This is a genomic window from Cryptosporangium minutisporangium, from assembly GCF_039536245.1.
Taxonomy (GTDB): Bacteria; Actinomycetota; Actinomycetes; order Mycobacteriales; family Cryptosporangiaceae; genus Cryptosporangium; species Cryptosporangium minutisporangium.
In genome coordinates, this window is the sequence record NZ_BAAAYN010000062.1 from 1 (window position 1) to 21,388 (window position 21,388).

Annotated in this window: 3 protein-coding genes and 1 pseudogene; 1 reads left to right on the top strand and 3 read right to left on the bottom strand. The window is 75.2% G+C overall.

The annotated features are described in order from the left end of the window. A pseudogene (locus tag ABEB28_RS37735) lies at positions 1-564 on the bottom strand (hypothetical protein); the annotation flags it as partial. A gap of 24 nt (positions 565-588) precedes the next feature. Next, complete coding sequence (locus tag ABEB28_RS37740) at positions 589-891, bottom strand: hypothetical protein (protein ID WP_345733097.1); 303 nt, start codon at positions 889-891, stop codon at positions 589-591. Here ABEB28_RS37740 and ABEB28_RS37745 point away from each other — a divergent pair. After that, entirely contained in the window at positions 890-20,806 is a 19,917-nt protein-coding gene (locus tag ABEB28_RS37745) for a toxin glutamine deamidase domain-containing protein (RefSeq protein WP_345733098.1), read from the top strand. The two genes, ABEB28_RS37740 and ABEB28_RS37745, sit on opposite strands and share 2 nt — an antisense overlap. Here the strand turns inward: ABEB28_RS37745 and ABEB28_RS37750 are convergent. Then, a complete protein-coding gene (locus tag ABEB28_RS37750; RefSeq protein WP_345733099.1) occupies positions 20,740-21,369 on the bottom strand; it encodes a hypothetical protein in 630 nt (209 codons plus the stop codon). The genes ABEB28_RS37745 and ABEB28_RS37750 overlap by 67 nt on opposite strands. Positions 21,370-21,388: the final 19 nt, after the last annotated feature.

The following is a 21,388-nucleotide window of genomic DNA, read 5'->3' on the forward strand; positions in this document are numbered from 1 at the left end:
CGCCGAAAACTCACTACTCACCGGGCCTCTCGATCCGGACTCCTCTGCGCCACCCGCCCCGTCGGCCAACCCGCCAGCGCCCACCGTCTCTCCCCCACCACCCGCAATGGCGCCGCCGTCCGCGACCGGTCCGTCCGGTGCTGCACCGTCATCCGGCTCGTCCGGCTCCTCCGGGTCGTCCGGCCCGTCGTCGGGGGGGTCCCAGACGTCCTCCGGCGGTGGCCGCACCGGAGACGGTGGCCCGTCTGCGTCTACCGGGTCCTCTGGATCCTCTGGATCCTCCGGGTCCTCCGGGTCCTCCGGGTCCTCTGGATCCTCCGAGCCCTCCGGATCCTCTGGATCCTCCGAGCCCTCCGGGACCAGCGAGCCGGCCGGGTCCTCCGAGCCGGCCGGGTCCTCCGAGCCGGCCGGGTCGTCAGCATCGTCCGAGCCGGCGGGCGGATCCGGATCGCCGGAGACAACCGAGTCGGCCGACACCTCGAGCACGGCGCCCGGCGGGTCGGAGCCCGCCGCCGGTGATGGGGGTGGGCCCGGGCCGGCCGACGCCTCGACGACCGCGGACACCAGTTCCGCCGGCCCCGCCGCGGATCAGACCGCAGCCTCGCAGGTTCCGACCGACGTCGCTCCCGCGGACACGGCCGACACGGCCCCGGCCGACACCGCGCCCGCTGACTTCTCACCGGCCGACACCACCGCCTCGGACCCCGTCGCTGCAGACACGGCGAACGCCGACACCTCCAGCGGAACAGCCGACACGGTGGACACCGCGAACACGGTGGACACCGCAGCCACCGGCGGATCGGACACGAGCGCATCGACCGCGGGCGCTGAGACGAGTCCGGTCGCGGACCCCACCACCGACAGTGCGGCCGACACGGGAGCTGCGGACATGGCCCCGGCCGAGACGGCCCCGGCCGAGACCGTGCTGGCCGAGACCGTGCTGGCCGAGACCGTGCTGGCCGAGACCGTGCTGGCCGAGACCGTGCTGGCCGAGACCGTGCTGGCCGAGACGGAGCCCGCCGAGACGGATCGCGCGGGCGAAACGCAGGCCGACACCGCGTCCGTCACCACGGCCACTGCGGACAGTGCCGCCACGGACACCGCGCCGGCCGGTACGGCGCATGCCGAGGGCGGTACGACACCCGCCGACAGCGGCACCGCGCCTGCCGAGAGCGCCACCGCGCCCGCCGGAGCGGACACGAGCGACTCCGCGACGACCGGCTCGGCGGAGCGCGCGCAGACCGAGGGCGTCGCACTCGTCGGTGAGGGCAGCCCGTCCGACGCCGGACGAGGCGCCTCCGCACCGGCCGGGCTACCGACCGCCGACGCTGCGTCGAGCCTCCCCACCGGCGAGGGCAGGCCGCACAGCCTCGCGCAGGGCGAGGCCGCCGGTGCGGCGGTCGCGGACGGGCGAGGCGCGGCGGCGGACGCGACCGCGCGCCAGGACTCCACCTCCGACCAGACCTCCACGCGGGACGAGCGTCGGGTCCGCCCGCCGGTGACCGGCCCCGAGGTATCCGATATCCAACTGCCGGCGACGACTCCGTCGCAGACCGCCCCGGCGGAACCCCAGCCGCTCACCGCAGCCGCGCTCGACGAGGTCCTCCACGGCCAGGCCCGCACCGCGGAGCAGATCAGGCTGCGCGAGCTGCTCCTCGCGCTCTCCCCGGACGGGCAGGAGCCGGATCTGGCGGCGCTCCGGGCCGCGGTCGACGAGCACCATCGCACCGCGCTCGCCGTGCTGCTCGCGGCCGGGGCGGCTGCCGCCGGTGCCGCGCGGGTAGCTTCTCGCCCGACCTCCGCCCCCGCCGATGGTCCCGCGACCGGCAACCCGCGCGTCCTGGTCGGCGCGGTCCACGGCGTCGCCGGCCCGCCGGCCAGCAGTGCAACGGGCCCCGGTGGGCCGGGCGGACCCGACGGCCCGTCCACCCCGGACGGCTCGGGCACGGACGGCTCGGGCACGGACGGCTCGGGCACGGACGGCTCGGGCACGGACGGCTCGGGCACGGACGGCACCGACGGGACGACCGACCCGGCCGGAACGCTCGGCGACCTCACCGACCCCGCCACGCGCGACGCCCTCCAGCGCGAATCAGACCGCTACTTCGCCGAGCTCGAGGCCCGGCGTCAACGCCTCCAGGACTGGTTCGACCAGGTCCGCGCCCGCGAGCAGGAGATCGCCGCGATCTTCGCGGCGATCCAGCCCGCCGCCCGGCAGGCCAACGACCTGGACGCCCAGCTCCCCGGCCTACGCAGCTCCGCCGCCGAGACCGCGGCCGCCGCTCCGTCCGCCGCCGACGCCGACCGAGCCGCGATCGCCGCCGCCGAGGAGGCCGCCCAGCGGGCCGTCGACCTGAACACCGACGCGAGGCGCCTCGCTGATGCGGCCGCGGCCGATCGGAGCCGCCTCCGGTTGATCAACGCGCACCGGAACGCGGTCGCGAGCCGGACCGCCCGTAACGAGGCCACCGCCCAGGAGGCCTACGCAGCCACGCTGGCCCAGCGCGCCGACGAGGCGCTCCGCGCGGCGTCCTCGGCGGCGTCCGCCGCAACCGAGGCGGCTCGCCGGGTATCCGACGCCGAGCGGTCCTACCAGCGGCTCACCGACTTCACGTCCGCTGAAGCCGATCGCGCGGACGCGCTGCGGGACGCGCTTCGCCCGGAGGTCGACCGGCTCAGCCGGGCGGTCTCCCCCGACTACTACGCCGATCCCGACCTCACCGACGCCCCGACCAACTGGCGCGACCAGAACGTCGACGAGGCGACACCGGACCGTCCGACCGCCCGTCCGATGACCGAGGACGACCCGCTGGTCAGCGAGCTCCCGAGCGGCATCGACCGGCCACCGGCCGACACGCTCCGGTCCGATCACACCACCGACGGCTTCCTGACGCCGCTCCTGACCCACCAGCGGCTCCTCGAAGCCACGCTGCTGGCGGAGTTCGGCCGCCTGCCGGTGCGGCCACGGGTCGACGTCGGCACGTGGTTCTCGCGGATCAACGCGTTCGGGCACGACCACGACCCGGCGCGACGGGTCAACTGCTCGGACGCCCGGCGCGCGTTCATCGACACTTACTACGGGCGCCCCCGGGTCGCCGCACCGACGGTCCGGAGCGCGTACGAGGACCGGAACACCGATCACGTTCTGCACCCCGGCGGCGAGCGAGGCGTCGACGAGGCGTGGACCGGCGGACGGTTCCAGCAGGTACTCGGTTTCCAGTTCGACAACGCCTCCAACTCGTCGGCGGCCGACCAGGCGCTCCGGGAGGGCGCCGACCGGATCGCCGCAGCCCTGCTCCAGGCCGGGGACGGCTCGGTCGCGATGATCACCACCGCGTGGCGGCAGGGCAGCGGCCACGCCTGGGCGGCGGTCAACCACGGAGGGACGATCTACTGGGTCGACCCGCAGAACGGCGAGCGCACGACCGAGTTCCCGTTCCAGTCGGACCGCGTCCTGTTCATGGACATGCTCGTGCTCGACCCGGACGGCCGCCCGTACGCCGTCGACGGCCTGCCCGTCTCCTACTTCAGCGACGAGAACCTGCCGCTCCCCGCGGAGTACGCGGCCGCGGCGGCCTCCGCGCCGCCGGCGTCCGTGCCGCCGACGCCGGGCAGCGTCTCCCGCACCGCTGGCACGTCGGGCGTGGTCGACTCCACAGCCCCGGCAGACCCCGCCGACACCAGCGGGCCCGCCGCTCACGCTGACGACCCGTCGCAGCCTGGCGCGCCTTCGGGTCCCGACCCGTCCGCGGATCCGAACGCCGCGCCGTCCGCGACCGCGCCCGACCCCGCCGCGCCCGATCCTGCCGCCGCGCCCGACACCACGGCCGCGCCCGATCCCGCCGCCGCGCTGACCGACCCGGCCGCGCTCGCGGAGCTGCAGCGCGAATCCGACCAATACTTCGCCCACCTCGCCGACCGGCACCAGCGCCTCCAAGCCTGGTTCGACCAGCTGAACCCCACGGTCCAGCAGATTCAGCACCTCCAGGACCTCGCCGACCGGCACGCCGCCGACGCGCAGCAGCAGGCCCAGCGGATTCCCCAGCTCGCGGCCGCCAGTAGCAACGCGGCCGGGCACGCCGCCTACAGGGCCCGGATCGCGCAGCGCCACCTGCAGGCCGCCGCCGAGGGCAGAGCGGTGGCCGCCGCGCTTGCCCAGGACGCCGAGCGGCTCGCCACCGAAGCGGCGCAGGCCCGGGCGTCGATGCGGCCGGTCCGGGCTCACCGGCTCACCGTCCGGAGTCGTCAGGCCAGCGACGCCTCGGTCGCCCGCTACGCGCACGCCGCACGCGTCGCCATGATGGCCGACCAGGCCGTGCGGGCCGCGCAGGCCGCGGCGGCGGCCGCGAACCAGGCCGCGGCCGACCTGAACGCCGCTCAGGCGCTCCAGCAGGACCACCAGACGCGCAGCGCGAACGCGCGCCTGCAGGCCGATGCGCTGCGCCCGGTGATCGACCAGCAGGACCGGGCGCTGAACCCCGCCACCTACAGCGCCCCCGACCTCGCTGGCGTACCCACCAACTGGCAGGACCAGAACACCGACTGGTCCGATCCGAACAGCGCGACCGCTCGTCCGATGACCGCGAGCGACCCGCTGGTCACCGACGCCCAGGTGCCGGGCATGGCGGGGCGTCAGCCCGCGGACGTCTTCCGGCCGCAGGACCCGGCCGGCGGCTTCCGCGTGCCGCTGCTGAGCCACCAGCGTCAGCTGGAGGCCGCGCTGCTCGCCAGCTTCGGCGGATTCCCCGTCCACCCCCGCGTCGACGTCGGAGACTGGGTCGGCCGGATCAACGCGCTCGGCTTCAACGTCGACCCGGCCCGACGGATCAACTGCACCGACACCCGGCGGTCGTTCGTCGACACCTGGTTCGGGCGGCCGCGGGTCGCCGCGCCCGTGGTCCGCAGCGGATACGAGGACCGCAACGCGCTGCAGATCGACCACCCCGGCGGTTTCCGGGGCACCGACGAGGACTGGACCGGCGGCCGGTTCCAGCAGTTCGTCCCGTTCCTGCACAACGCACCGGCCGGCTCTCCGGCGGCCCAACAAGCGCTGCAGGACGGCTTCGCTCAGCTGACCGCCGCGCTACTCGCCGCCGGCGACGGGTCGGTCGCGATGATCACGACCGAGTGGCGCGACGGCGGTGGCCACGCGTGGAACGCGGTGAACCAGGGCGGCCAGATCTTCTTCGTCGATCCCCAGCCCGGTACCGTCTCCCGCACCCCGCCCTACCTGGACAGCATCCTGTTCATGGACGCGATCGTCCTCGGCCCGGACGGTGTTCCGGTGCCGACGGTCGGGCAGCCGATCTCGATCTACAGTGAGCGCACGCCGACGCCGGACTACGTCGCGGCCACGGTGAACGCCCCGGCGCCGTCCCAGCCGCCGCCGGCGAAGCCCGCGGCTCCGACGACGGGGCCGGACGCCACGAACGGTGACCCCACGGCCGCCGAACCCCCCACGACCGGCGACGCGACCAACCACGCCGACGCGACCAACCACGCCGACGCGACCGACCACGCCGACGCGACCGACCCCAACGGCCCGATCGACCCCGCCGACGCGACCGACCCGGCTGCCTCCGCCGACGCGACCGATCCGGCCGTCTCCGCCGAAGCGCTGACCGACCCGGCCGTCCAGGACGAGCTGCAGCGCGAGTCCGACCGCTACTTCGCGCACCTCGCCGACCGTCACCAGCGTCTCCAAGCCTGGTTCGACCAGTTCGCGCCGACGGTCGCGGAGATCACCCGCCTCGAGCAGCTCGCCGTCCAGCACGCCGCCGAGGTGAGGCGCCTGGTCTGGGAGAGTTCGGAGCTCCGGGCCGCCAGCGCCGCGGCGACCGAACACGCCGCGCACATGGCCCAGGTCGCCGCCGACCACCGGCACGCCGCCGACGAGGCCCGAACGGTGGGCGACGCGCTGGCCCGGGAGGCCGAGCGGCTCGCCGACGAGGCCGCCGAAGCCAGGGCGGCGAATCGACCCGGCCGCGCCCACCTGCTCGCCGCGCGCAGCCATCGGGCTCGGAGCAACGCGGTGGCCCACCACGCGCAGGCGGCCCGCCTCACCGAGCTCGCCGAGCAGGTGGTCCGGGAGGCGCGGGCCGCCGCGGACGAGGCCGCCGCCGAGCTGGACGCCGCCCGGGCGGCTCTGCAGGACCACCGGGTCGGCCGAGTGGACATGCTCCAGCAGGCGGACGAGTTGCGCGCCGAGCTCGACCAGCAGAACCGCGCGTTGGACCCCGCCACCTACACCGCGCCCGACCTCGCCGACGTCCCCACGAACTGGCTGGACCAGAACACCGACTGGTCCGATCCGGACAGCGCGACCGCTCGTCCGATGGCCGCCAACGACCCGCTGGTCACCGGAGCGCGGGTCCCCGGCATGGCCGGACGCCCGTCCGCCGACACGATTCGCAGCACCGATCCGGTCGCTGGCGTCCGCACACCGCTCCTGACCCACCAGCGCCAGCTGGAAGCCGCGTTGCTCGCCGCGTTCGGCGAGATCCCGATCCACCCCCGCGTCGACGTCGGGAACTGGGTCCACCGGCTCAACGCGTTCGGCTACGACCTCGACCCGGCCCGGCGGATCAACTGCGCCGACGCCCACCGGTCGTTCATCGACACCTGGTACGGGCGGCCGCGGGTGGCGGCGCCGGTGTTCCGCAGCGGCTACGAGCGCCGCGACGCGCTCAGGGTCGACCACCCCGGTGACGCCAACGCCACGGACGAGGACTGGACCGGTGGCCGGTTCCAGGAGTTCGTCCCGTTCCTCCACGACACACCGGCCGGCTCCCCGGCGGCCCGGCAAGCGGTGCAGGACGGCGCCGCTCAGCTCACCGCAGCGCTACTCGCCGCCGGCAACGGGTCGGCCGCGATGATCTCCGCCCGGTGGCGCGACGGCAGTGCCCACGCGTACAACGCCGTGAACCAGGACGGCGAGATCGTCTTCGTCGATCCCCAGAGCGGAAAGATCTCCCGGGACCTGCCGTTCCCCGACAGCGTTGTGTACCTGGAAGCGATCGTGCTCGACCCGGACGGCGCGCCCGCGCCGGTGGCCGGGCAGCCGATCTCGTACTTCAGCCGACGCGAGCCGACGCCGGAGTACCTGGCCGCCACCGCGAACGCCCCGGCGACGTCCCAGCCGCCGCCGGACGCGAACCTGCCCACGTCCGGCAAACGCGCGGCCGGCGACACCAGCCCCGCCGATGGCAGCGACCCCACCGACGAGCACGTCGGGGACGTGCTCGATCCCGCGAACGTCACCCGCTGGCAGGCGGAGTCCACCGCCTACTTCGAGGACCTCCGTCACCGGATCGACCGGCTGCAGGAGGAGTTCGACCGAATCGAGTCCACCCGCGCGGCGCTGGACGCTCGGCTGGACGACGAGTGGCAGGAGCAGTCGCGCGTCCGCTCGCTGCAGAGGCAGGCCGACGCGGTGGCCGCCCAGGCCGCCGAGGCGGAGGCGGCAGTCCAGGCCGGAGAGGGGTCCGCGGAGGACGCCTACCGGCTCAAGCAGGAGGCGCGCCGGCTCCGGAACGAGATGCTGGCCGCGGCGGTCGCGCAACGGCAGTCCGAGGCGGAGACCGACGCCGAGCGCGAGGCACTCGAGGAGGCCGAACGGGCGCTCGACGAGGCGCTCTCGCCCGAGTACGACCCGGACGACCCGCAGCACGCCGCCGCACCGACCAACTGGGCCGACCAGAACACCGACGGTGGGCGGCCGATGACCGCCGACGATCCGCTCGTGCAGCGGTCGCCCACCACCGACCGGCCACCCGCCGACCAGCTGCGTACCGACGACCCGTGGCGCGGTTACCGCACGCCGGCGCTCGCCCACCAGCGCCTGCTCGAGGCCGCGCTGCTGGCCGACTTCGGCAACCTGCCCGTGCATCCGCGGGTGGACGTCGGCACCTGGTTCCAGCGGATCAACGCGTTCGGGTTCGCCGACGACCCCTCCCGCCGGCTGAACTGCGCCGACGCGCGGCGGTCGTTCGTCGACACGTTCTACGGCCGGCCGCGGGTCGCCGCGCCGGTCGTCCGCGGCGGCTACCTCGGGCGCGACGCGTCCGACGTGGACCACCCGGGCGCCGCCGCGTCCGAGGACGAGGCCTGGACCGGTGGCCGGTTCCAGCAGGTCCTCGCCCGCAGCGCCGGTACCGACCCCGACGCCGTCCAGGACGCGTTCGACCAGGTCGCGGCGGCACTGCTGGACGCGGGCGACGGCGCCACGATGCTGCTGAACACGCGGATCGACGGGTTGGCGCTGGAGCACTTCTGGGCGGCGGTCAACCACGACGGCGTGATCTGGTGGGTCGACCCGCAGAGCGGGCTACGCAGCCGGACGCCGCTCTACGCCGATCGCGTCCGCTCGCTGAGCGCACTCCGGCTCGGGCCGGACGGCGCCCCGGTGCCGATCCGCGGCGTTCCGCTCTCACCGACCAGCACCCTCCCGGTCCCTCCGGAGTACGCCGACGCCACCCGGGACGCGCCGCCCGCGGACCCGCCGGGCGGTCCGTCGCCGCGGGGCGCGGCCAGTAGCGAGGCAGCCACTAGCGAGGCGGCCACCGACTCCGGCGCCGCGGCGGCGATCGACGGCTTCCGCGCCGACGCCCGCATCGCCGCGCCGTGGCCGCTGGTCCGTGCGCTGGCTCGGCGGACGCTCGCGGGGCTCTCCGGGACGCCAGGCATCGACAGCGTCGTCGCGAACCCGGACGGCTCGTTCACCGTCACGACCCCGAACCGCACGATCACGCTGCACCTGAACCGCGGTCACCAGGTCGACGACGTCGCGCGGTTCCGGGCAACCGGCCCGGACACCTACCTGGTCACGCTCGCCGCGCACACACCCCTCCGCCACGTCGCACGCGCGCTGCGGCACGAGGTGGCGGAGATCCTCTCCACCGCCCCTGCGGACCCGACCAACGAGTTCCACCCGGTCAGCGGTGTCCTCACCGCGCACGGCGAAGGCCGCCAGGAGGAGATCCGCCTGCTGCGCGCGCGGACCACCTCGTGGGTGCCCGGCGTAGCCGCCACCGCCACCACCGATCTCCGGCGGCTCCTCGACCACCTGCAGCTGCTGCGCACCGAGAACGGCTACCCACCGGGTTACCAGCAACGACTCGGCGCGCTGCACCCCGACGTCGCGTCGTTCGTCCGACGGTTCAACACCACCGCCGAGGAGTGGCGCGCCTACGCCCTGGACTCGCGCGCGAGGCTGGCGCGCGAGTCACGGATCGCGCAGCGGGTGGCGGACGCCCGGGCCGAGCAACAGGCGCTGCGCAGTCGGACCGCCGCGCTGACCGCGGCCCAGCAGCGACTGGACGCCGGCGACGACACGGTCCTCCCGCCGCCCGGCGGCACACTCGGCGTCCCCGACGACGGCGGTGTCCTGCTCAGCCGCGGCCGGCGCCCGGACGCGAGGCCGGTCACCCGGCGAGCGCTCGCGGCGCTGGCCGCGAGCCGCTGGCCGACCGGCCGCCTCGGCCCCGCGGATTCCGGCTCCGATCCGGACCGGAACGTGGTCGGGCTGGCGACCCACTCCGGTGTGCCGCTGCGGACCCAGGTGGTCGCGGTGCCCGCCGATCAGCTCACCGGGCCGAGCGGTCCGCTGGTGGCGCAGGCCGCCCTCGACCCCGGGTCGACCGACGTCCAGCTGGTGATCCGAATCTCCGACCGCGCCTCGGACGAGGCCGTGGACGAAGCCGTCCGGCGGCTGCTCCATCAGGCGCTGGTCCGGATGGAGGACGGCACGGCCGGCTCCGTCGACCGCACGGCCCGGAACGACGCGTTCCGCCGGCTGGTCGAGGACGTCGAGCGGGCCGAGCCCGGCCGGCCCCTGCGGGAGGCGCTCCGGCTGCTCGCGGACGCGCTGGCCGCCGCCGGACTCCACCCGGACGGGGTCGGGGTTCCCACCGCCCGACGCTCCGGTCCGAATGCGCGCGATCCGTACGCCGGGGATCCCCGCACCGCGGGCTGGCCGGTGGCGCTCGCCGAGCTCGCCGAGGACGTCGCCGCATCGATCCTGCGCTGGGTCGCCGCACCGTCGACGGTGACGCCCGGCGCCACGGCCCGGTGGGCGGCCGTCCGGGTCGGCTCGCCCGCCGTCGCCGCAGCCGGGCTCGCGGACGCGGTCACCGAGGCCATCGGCACCCTGGGCTGGGCGGGCGGGCTCGGGACGCTGGCCGCGGCCGGCGCCGCGACCGCCGCCGGGGCGATGGCCCGCTGGGTCACCTCCCGGCGGGCGGAGGCCGGCGCGGACGAGCAGGCCGGGCAGGACGTCGCCGCGCAGATGCGGCAGCCGGATCCGAATCCACCCCCCGACGTGCGAGCACTGCAGGCGGACGTCGCCGCCGAGCGGGCGCGCGCCGACGCGCTGGCCGCGGCGCTCGCCACCGAGCGCGCACGCCGCGGTTTCGGCCCCGACCCGGCTCTCGCCACCGATCAGCCGACGCCGCCCTACCGGACGCCGTCCCACGCGGCGCCCGGGAGCCCGGCCACCGACGCGGTGCGCGACCTGGCGCTGCTCACCGGCGTGACGCTGACCCCGACCGCCGGGACTCCCGGGCTGTACACCGCCGTCAGCAGCGGCGGACACACGTTCCCCCTGGCGATCGTGATCGACCCGAGCCTGCCGCCCGGCGAGGTGCGGCGGTTCCCCGCTCCCCCCGGCGCACTCGGCCTCGCCACCGCACCGCCCGGTGAGCCGTCGCGGCTCGCGACCGAACTGGCCAGCTTCGTCGCGACCGCCACGAACGGACCGACGCCGTCTCCCGAGCGCACCGTGCTGAACCTGGTGGACGCCGCCCGGGCCGGTACCGCGACGTCCGCGGACCTGGATCGGCTGGCCCCCGCCGCGGCGTCCGACGGAGCCCGGGCGGTCGTGGACCGCGTCGTCCGTGCGCTGGGCGGCCGGGCCACCCCGCTCGGCGGCGGACTGGTCGACCTGACCTTCACCGGGCCGGCCGGACTGCCGCTGCAGATCCGCAGTGAGGCGGTTCCGGGCGCGCCGGCCGTCGGTGAGCTGCGCGACGGCCTGCTGGTGCTCTCGGTGGATCCGGCGGCGTCCCCGGTCGCGGTCGCCCGTGCGCTCGCCGAGGCGATCGTCGAGATCCGACGCGCGGGCGGCCCCGCGGCGGCGCTGGTCGCCGGCCCGCCGCGGACCGGGCCACAGGTCGCCGAGGTGGACGTCGCGGAGCTGATCGAGCGCGTCCACGCCGTGCACACCGGTGGACGATTCGCGCGGAGCGCGGAGCGCGAAGCCCTCCGCAGCCGAGTCGACGCGCTGGGATTGCGCTACGGCGCCGGCACCGCGCCGGAGCTGCGCGCGAGCCTGCCGGCCACGCTCGCGGACGATCTCACCGCGCTGCTCGACGACCGGTCGGACCCGGAGAGTCCGACCCTGACCTCGGCCACGATCGGACGCCAGGCCGACCTGATCGTCCGCACGCTGGAGGCGATCCCCGGCCTCGACCTCGACGACGTGCGGGTCAGCGCGGGACCCACCGGGATCCGGGTGATCGTGCAAGCCGCCGGCTCCACCGACGAGTTGACGATCACGATCGAGCCGGGCCGGCTGCGCTCCGGCGAGGCCGCTACGGTCGCGGTGCCACCCGGTACCGGCGGGAGCGACACCGCGCTGGTCCGGTTCGACTCCCGAGCCGAGAGGGCGGCCGGGGTCGTCGGTCTCACCGGAGCCGTCGCGGAGGCCATCGCCCGCTGGACCGGCTGGACCGGCCCGGGCGTTCCGCCGCGGGCCGAGGCCGAGCTCCGCGTGGCGCTGGCCCGTCCGGCTCGCGTTCCGCACGCGCGCTCCCGGGCGCTGGCCCGCGCGATCGCCACCGAGATCGGCCTCCTCGGAAACGACGGACCGGTCCTCCGCGGCCAGTTCGATGAGAACACCGAACGGGCGCTCGTCGACCTGAGCGGAGTGGAGCCGCCCGGCCGCACGATCGCCCGGCAGCTCGTCGAGCGCGCGGCCGAGCGCCTCGGCGGCACCCCGGTCCGCGCGACCGGCGCCCGCACGGAGCTGACGGTCGGTGGCCGGGTGCTGGCCGTGACGTTCGCGACCGGCGGCACCGGCGCGGCGCTGACCGTCACCCCGAACGGCCGGACGGAGCTGACGATCAGCACGCCGGGCCACCTGGACGCGCAGGCGGAGCGCGACGCCGACCGCCGGGTGAGCCGGGAGATCGGCAGGGCGCTCGCCGTGCTGGCCGGGCGCGCGGGTCCGGGCATCCTCGGCTCCGGTGCGCTGCCGGGCGTCCCGGACGAGAACGAGATCTCCCCCGCCGACGCCGCGCTCGCCGCCGAACTCCTCGCCGCGGTCGACAGCACCGACTCCGCGGCCATCGCCGACCTGCTCGCCACCTGCCACCTCACCGACACCGGCGGAGCGTTCCGCTACGCCGCGCTCCGTCGGGCCGGGCTGATCTCGGACGACGCGGACATCGCACTCACCGACCTGTCCGTGGACGCGGACGGGACCACGGTGGCGCGCCGGATCGTCACCGCCGCGATCGTCGGCACCGCCGACGCCCAGTTCGGATGGACCGCCGACGAGGTCGTCGCCGACCGGCTGTTCCGATTCACGCTGCCGGACGGCACCGAGGTCGCGGTCGAGTTGGTGGCGAGCGGCGACACCACCACGCCGGACGTCCGCGTGCACGACGACGTCGTCACCGTGCTGATCCCGGCGAAGCCGGTCGGGGCGGACACCGCGGCCGGGATCGCGGACGCGGTCCTCGACGCGGTCGCCGCCCGAGTTCCCGGACTCCGCCCGGTCGCGCTCGACCCGCAGGCCGAGGCGGTGCGCCAGGCACTGACCGTGCCACCCACCGCCGCCGACCCGGCGTACGCCCTCGCGCGCCTCGCGGCCGAGGCCTACGGTCAGGCCGCCGGTACCGACCGGGGTCCGGCCGCCCGGGTCGTCGCCGACGTCCTCGGCGCCGTGAACAGCCGCGAGCTGATCCGCCTCCTGCACGGCCTGCCGCCCGGCGCGGAGCCGTTGGGCCTCGCGCTGCGTCATCGGGCCGCGACGGCTGCGCTGCGGGAGGTGGCCGACACCGCGTCGAGCCTGCAGAGCCTGTACGCGGTGCGGCAGCTCACGCTCCGCCCGGACACCCGGCTCGAGGTGGCGCTCGCCGGGCGGCCGGATCCGATCGTGATCGACGCTCGCGACCTGGTCCAGCGGCTCGCGGACCTGGCCACCGACACCGACCCCGGCGCGCTGCTGGCCGCGGCGGCGACCGAGCTCGGCCTCCGGCTGGGAGACAGCGCGGCGCGGCCGGACAGCGAGCCGGACGACCCGGCCGCGGCCGGCCGCCGAGCCGCGATGACGCTGCTCGCCGACGTGCAGCTCCAGTTCGGAGCCGACGCCGAGCTCGCCGACGCCGTCGACCGGGCGTTCCTCGCGCTGATGCGGCCCGAGCACTACTGGAACGCGGCACGGCACGCCGCGGCGACCGATGGCCTGCCGACCGCCGCCACCGCGCTCTTCTCCCGGCTGGCGACCGAGACCTGGGCCGGCGATCCCGCCGGTGCGGACGCTCCCGGCCCGTTCGGCACCGAGCACGGCCCGGCCGCGGCGGCGTACGCGGTCCGGGACGCGTTCGCCGCCTACCGCGACGCCCTCGCCGCGGCCGCGACCGCCCACGCCGGTGCGCAGACGGTCGACGAAACGCGGGCCGCGTTCGAGGACGGGCTGCGCCGGCTGCTCGCCGCCCACCAGGCCGAATCCGACCGGCTCAGCCGCCGCGCGAACGCCGGACCGTCCGCGCAACAGCGCGCGGAGCTGCTCGCCCAGACCGAGTCGATCCGCGACGCGCTGCGCGGCGCCGAGCAGGCCCATCAGGACGGATTGCGCGCGGAGGCCCAGAGCTCGCCGACCGAGGCCGAACAGCACCGCGTCCAGGTGGCGAACCACCTGAGTGCGGCGGTGCGGCGCACCGAGAACGCCGAGCAGCAACGCCGAGCCGCGCGGACGCCGGCTCCGACCAGCGTCCGCACACCGTCCGCGACCGGTCCGACACCGCCGGGCCGGATCCAGCGGGCGGCCGCCGCGCTGCAGGCGGCGATGAAGCGGATGCCGTTCGTCCGGCAGTACGGCCAGCTCCTGGTCGTCCGCTACGGCCGGGGCCTCGGGACGCCGGTACGCATCCAGCTCAGCCCGCTGCCGGGTCCGGAGGCACTCCGCGTCCGGCTCACCGACGAGATGATCGGCGATGGACCGGTCCCGATGCGGATTCCGATCAACCTGATAGAGATCGACCCGGACCGGATCGTCGACGTCGAGAGCCAGGCCGATCTGGAACGCGCACTCGGCGCGGCACTGGCGCAGGCGGCCGCCGAGACGGTCGAGCGCACCACTCGTCAGATCACGCTGCGCCGGCTGGCCAAACTGGTGACCGCGCGCCGCGACCTGTTCACGGCTCGGGAGACCTCCCGCCGTTTCGGGCGTCTCCGGTCGACCGTGCTCCCGGCGACGATCGCGGACATGGCGACGCTGCGAGGGCTGATCTGGGAACTGCAGCAGCACGTCGCGCTGGAGGAGCAGGTCGCGGCGACGGCCGAGCAGGCAGCGCGTGCGACCGCGGCCGACGCTCCGCTGCTGGACGCCGAAGCCCGCCAGCTCATGGACCAACTCGCGGTCAGCTACCGGCGCCTCGGCGACCTGGTCCGGCGAGCCGGGGCGATCGGCGTCCCCAGCCGGATCGCCGCCCTCGAAGCCGGTATCCGCCGGCTGAGCCCGGCCGACGCCGCGACGCTGCTCCGGGCCTTCCGCGATCCGGAGCTGTGGGAGGCCGCCGAGGCAGCCGCGTACCGGCCGCCGCAGGTGCCCACCCGCTCCCCGGTCGACGAGCTGCCGACCCTGCCGACATCCGCCCCGCCGGCCCCGCCGAGCCCGGCCTCGCTCCCGCCGGCCGGGCCGCCGCCGGGACCCGCACCGATCGACCCGGCACGTCTCGCGGCCGTCCGGGCCGCCGTGGACGACGTCCTCTCCGACGTGGCGCCGGCACTGGTGACCGGACGCCTCCGCACGGTCGAGTGGCAGGACGACCAGACGCTCCTCGTGCACCTGCAGAATCCCGACGAGTCGGTCACCGTACCGATCGATGCCCTGCTCGACGACCTGGCCCGCCGTCCGGACCACAGCGACCTGCCGATGCGCGTCGCCGACCGCCTCGGGCGTCGGATCGGCGCGACGCTGGGCCTGCACCGCCACCCCGCGGCCGGTGCGCTCATCGCGCTGGTGACGCTCGAAGCGCGCGCGCCCGGGGCGCCACTCGACCGGGCCGTCGCGGGCCGCATCGCGGAGGTCGCCGAGGAGCTCGGCCTGCTCCAGTCCCCGCCCACCGGACTGGTCCCGGTCGATGAGCTGCCCCCTGCCGTGCAGGCGCGGATGCCGGCGATCACCGGGCCGACGCCCAGCCGGTTCGACCGCTTGGGCTGGATGAACAGCGAAACCAGGCACCCCAGCGCGCTCCCCGCCGACCAGGTTGCCGCGGTCGTCGACTCCTTGGTCGTCCCGGCGCTGCGCGCCGCCGGTCTGATCGCCGCCGGCGCGATGTCCGATCCGGACACGCTCTCGGTGGTGCTCCCCGACGGGGAGCAACGCGCGATCGCGCTCCCGCGGGTGCACGCCGCCCGCGTGGGCGTCGACGGGGCCCGGCTGGCCGCCCTGGTCACCGAGGCGTTCGCCGACGAGGTGCACGGCGGTGCCGACAGCGGGCGCCGCGAGGCCCAGTTCCGCACATTGGCCCGGCTGCTCGAGCTCACCACCGGCGACGTCCGGGACGGCGTCCTGCAGCGCCTGCGGCGCGTCGCGGGCGTTCCCGGTGAGAACCGGTGGACCGATCGGCTCACCGGATACGAGCGCTACCTGTTCTACGCCCTCACGCGCGATCCGGTGCACGCCGAGGTGATCGGTGGGCCGGACCCCGACGTGCTGCGGCGGCTCGCGGCCGCCGAGCGTGCGCTCCCGCTGCTGGACGGGCGCCGCGGCGGCCTTGGCCTGGTCCGGGTCGCCGAGCTGGGGCGCGACGGGCGGATCCGGATCACGCTGCCCGGATCCGGACGCCTCGGACGGGGCCGCTCCGAACGCGTCGACCTGCCCGCCGACCTGCTCGAACCGGCATCCTCGTCCGGTTCGGACGTCGACGCGGATCTGGACGCGGCGCTTCCGCGGCTCGGCGCCTGGCTGGGCCGGGTCACCGCCCGGGCCGAGGGCGTCGGTGTGCTCCTGCAGCAGAACGAGGAGGCTCTCGGAGAGGTCTACGGCTGGACCGCCGTCCGCGACCGGATCCGCACCGCCCTGCGGCTACCGGCCGCGGACCGTCCGGCCCTCCAGCAGCGGCTCGCGGCGGCGGAGAGCGCGCTGGAGGCGGCGGCGCGGCGGGCCGGGCTGATCACCGACGACCGGCCGCCCCTGGCGAACCCGGGAGTGCGCCGAGGGCTGGCCGCCGCGGTGCGCGACGCCGTGCACGCGGTCTTCCGGCCGAACACCGGATCGGCCGGGAACGTCGGGACGCCGGCGGGCCCTGGCGTGACCGTCGTCGGGCTCGCCGAGATCCAGGCGGAGGTCGGTCCGCTGACCGCGGCCGAGGAGCGCGTCTACGACGCGGTCATCCGCACGCTCCCCCGCGCCGTCGACCCACGGATCCAGGCGACGTTGCGCCCGGACGGGGAGCTCGAGCTGACCAGGCGGCGCTACGTCACCCGACGGGTCCGGATCGATCTGCGCGCCGCGGTGTCCGAGCTGGGCGGCCTGCTCGCGGCCCGCGGCGGCCTCCCCGCCGACCAGGCCGCGCTGGACGCCGTGGTGATCGCCTGGCTCGGCGGCGTGATGCAGCGGGAGATCGCGGCCGTCCTCCGCCCGGTCAGGCATCCGTTCGCGCGGGCGCGGAACCGGGTGTTCGACGGTGCGCTGCCCGAGTGGTTGCCGGGCCTGCTGCGGGCTCAGCGGACCGACTACCGCGTCCTGCTGCCGGGACGCACGGATCGCCGTCGCTCGCTGAGCCGCGCGGACCTGACCGTGCTCGGCGCGAAGGCCGCCGCCGCCCGCGCCTACGACCAGGTCGACCCGGCCACCCGCCGGGTGCTGGACGCGATCCTCACCACCGAGGAGGCGTACGACCCGGACGTTCGCAGCCGGATGCTCCGGGCGCTGGCGGGTGGCCTGACCAGCCGTCAGCTCGCGATCTTCCGCGCGCAGAACCACCCCGAGGACCTGCAGCGGCCGGGCGTCCGCGCGGTCCACGCCCGGTTCCGCGCCGGCTTGCCGGGGCTCCGCGTCGATCCGGAGCTCGACCTGCCGTTCGACCTCGACACCGAGCTGACGATCCACGCCGTGCACCGGCTCACCGACCTCCAGGCGCCCCGGGTGCACAACGGCCTGTGGCGCGTCGAGCCGGTCGGCCGCCGCCGCGATCTGCGGTTGAACAACTCGCGCGTGTTCCGGGGCGTGTGGGTGCTGCCTGTTCCCGGCGACGCGCTCCCGCCCGACCAGCTCGTCCGCGTCACCCGGATGAACCCGCACTTCCTCGCCCAGCTCCACTACGTGCTGGAAGTCAGCGACGCGGCGGCCGCGCTCCCTCCCGCCGCCCTCGACCGGCTGATCGCGGACGCCGTGGAGCGCGAGATCAGCCGGGCACACAGTCGCCTGGCGGAGATGGTGCCCGGCAAGTGGGCGCTCGCACTCCGGTCGGCCAGCATCCCGCTGGCGGGGATGGGCGCGGTCGGGGCCGCCATCGGCGTCGACCTGATCAGTCTCGCCGACGCGGTCGGCTACTTCATCGCCACCGGAACCAGCGCCGTGCTGGGCTCGGTGGGCACGGTGTGGTTCATGCGGCACCTGGTGCGCGTGGTGGGCCGCCGGCTGCCGGAGGAGTTCGGCCAGTTCTACCGGCGCACCACGGAGTCCGATCTCGACGGCGGCCAGCAACGGATCGACGCCGCGCGGACCGCGGTCAACCTTCCGGAGCAGGGTCCGCTCGACGTTCCGGCCCGTCCGGATCCGGCGGTGGACCCGGCACGCGCCGCGCGCCTGCTCCACCTCGTCAGCCAAGTTCCCCGCAGAACCTGGGCGGCGATCCGCAGCGACGACGCGCGCACCGCCCGGCCGCTCGGACGCGGGCAGCCGCGTGTCCGGGTCGAACTGGACCGCTCCGGTCAGGGTACGGCCGCGCCGGTGCCCGCGACGCCGAGCCGGACCCGTCGCGTAGCTCGGGCAACGGTCAGCCCGCTGCGCTGGCTGCGGGACCGCTCCAACCCCCACCACGCCGAAGTTCGATTCGAGGTCGGGCCACCGACCCGGCGCCCGATCTCCACCGACCCCGACAAGGCGGTGGAGGAGGTGTCGCTCCGCGTCTACCCGCTGTCCATCGGCGCGACGATGGTCGTGCTACCGGAGAACCTGGTGGACGCGCCGGCGGACGTCCGCGACGCGATTCTGAAGAAGGCGGTCACCGAGGCCGCGGAGTTCACCAACAAACTGCTCCGCCGGTACCACGACACCAAGGCCGAGTGGCAGAAGGCACTCTGGCGGATGGCCACGCAGGGCGGGTCGCTCACGCTGGTCAACTGGTTGCTCAACAACAACCTCGCGATGGGCGTGACGATGCTCGCGGGTGTGATCGCGCAGCAGGTGGTCCTCGCCTCCGGCCTGAGCCGGTGGACGGAGGGCCAGTTCAACACCGCCGACATGCGCCTCGGCCAGCACGGCGAGGAGGACGACACCACCGCTCCGGACCCGACCGTGACCGCCGAGGCGGCCCGCAACGTGCGCGACGGCTTCGCGGAGCTGACCGCACACACCGATGCGGCGACCCAGGCCGTCCGGGCGCTGACCGCACCGGCCGGAACGCCCGCGCCGCCTCCCGTCCTCGACGCCGACCGCGCCAACCGCAACCTCCAAATCGTCGTCACCGGAATCGTGCAGGCGCTGGAGGGCGAACTCTTCCCGGACCGGGGTCTCCCGTTCGAGGGCGCCCGCCGGTGGGCTGGGCGCCAGCGTCCGGTGGTCGACATCCGGTACCTCGACCGGAACGACGAGACGCACGTCGAAGAACTGAACACATTGCCGTGGAAGGTGGAGCGCCGGGGCACGACCGACCCGCCACCGGCGCAACCGGACGACCAGCACCGCGCGGTGGTCATCACGGTCTACACACCCGGCTGGGGCAGCGACAACGGACGGTATGCCCGCGCGGTCCTGATCGCCGACCCGAAGCGCGACTTCACCGGCCCGGAGGGCGTCCGCCTGTACCTGCAGCACCCGACGACGCTGTTCTACGAGGTCTCCACCTCGGCCACCGAGACCGAGCTGCTGACCAGCACGCCGTGGATCGTGCGCGAGATGCGCTACGCGTTCCTCCACGACTACCTGCGCCGGTACCGCGACTACCTGAAGGAGCGGGGCGTCAGCTCGGGCGTCATCCAGGGCATGGCACAGTTCTTCACCGCGCTGGCGTCCGGGGTGCAGCAGCAGCTCCCCGCCCAGACCAACCCCGCCGCTCCGGTCGGTGCGGCCGGTGGTGCGCTCCCGGACGCCAAGGCCGACCGCTACCACACCGAGCAGAAGTACCCGATCGAGCCGATCACCGCGGAGGACCTCGACCCGGCGACCGAGCAGATCAGGCCCGGGGCGCTGATGGCCAGGGCCGAGGTCGGCGAGCGCGCACTGGATCACCTGCAGGAGACCCTCGCCGCGACGCTGCGCGACGTCCTCGACCAGCCCGGCCTGAGCGACGAGGCCCGATCGGCGGCGGAGACGCTGCTCGACCGCGTGACACTGCCCCGCTTCGACGACATCATGCAGGCGCTGGACCGGATGCTGGAGAACATCAACCGAGCGGTCAGCCCGGACGATCCGTACACCTCGCTCGCGGATCGGCTGGGGATCGTCCGGGTGATCCACGACGGCCAGTACCACTACCGGGTGCAGTACGCCGGCGATCGGTTCGGGATGACGCCCGGGCTCCGGTCGGTCTACCAGCGACCGATCGCGCAGGCGCTGGTGCGCTTCGAATCGGCCCACAACCTCCCCACCGACGCGCCGGTCGACGTCGCGCGGGTCAGCGACGGCTACGTCGTCCGGGTCAACCCGCACGCGAGCGAGGACCAGCTCATCGAAGGCGTCGCCTCGGCCCTGGTGTTCATGGGGGCGACGCAGATGGGCCTGTCGCCGCGCGTTCCGTTCACCCGCGTGCACGTGGCGCTGCAGGCGATCAACTCCGTCGGCCCGGTCGCGGCCGGTGTGTACGGTCTGATCACCGCGTTGAACAAGCCCGCCCCCGCGACGCCCACGCCAGGTGTCCTTCCGGACGACCCGATGGACCTGTTCCTCGCCTCGGCGGCCGGCATCACCGCCGGCGGTCTGCATCGGGCCGTGATGGCGGCGCTGGGCGGCGAGCACACCGAGGTCCACCGGGCCGCCGTCGCCGACCGCAACAGCTACTTCGCCAAGGAACCCCATGCCGACCTCGTCGACGAGCTGCAGCGGGAGGCACTCGACCAGCTCGAACGCCTGCAGGCGCTGCTCGAGATCGCCCAGCAGACCGAGCGACTGATCGACGAGCAGGGCCTACCGCCCGGCTTCAGCCCCGGTCATCCGCAGCACTGGCAAGTCACCGGGGACCAGCTCGTTCCGGTGACCAACCCGCTGCCCGGCTGGTGGGGCCGGACGCAGCCGAGCGCGATCGAGCCGCGCTACGTGGACCCCGCCGAGCTGCGGATCGACGATCTCAATCAGCTGGGCCGGTCGACGCCCCCGCCCGGGCTCCCGCCCGGCGGCGGGCCGTCCGGCACGCCGTAACGACGCTCGAACACCGCGAGCCGCCCGAGCAGCCGCTCCCGGTCGGCGGCGAGCGCCTCACGGGTGAAGCGTGCCTCCTCGGCCTCCCACAGCATCCGCCCGGCCGGCGTCCAGAACGCCCCTTCCGGAACGACGTCGGCGCCCGCCGGGATGAACTTGGCGACCTCGTCGAGGGCAGCGATCGCCGAGGTCACGGTGTAGAGGAGCCGCTCCACGTCGTCGGGGTCCTCCAGCGGCTCGCCGTCGAGTTCCTCGGTTGCCGCCTGGCCGTACAACTCGCTCACCGCGAGCCACTCACCGGCGTCGATCAGCCGCGACGGCTCGTCGTCGAGCCCGTACCGGATGTCGAACGAGACCTCCCGCGGCCGATCCGACATCTGGAACGTGAACTCGCGCAGCCGCGCGCACCCCAGGCAGGTACCGGTGAACCGCTCCACCAGGACCCCACCGACCAGCCCGGTGTCGCTGCTCAGCTCGTCGAACTCACCCTCGCCGCAGACGCACGGCCGCAGGCTCAGATAGAGGTGGACCTCGTCGTAGGTGCGTGCGTAGGGGAACGACACCGGCCTGCCCTTCGGGAGA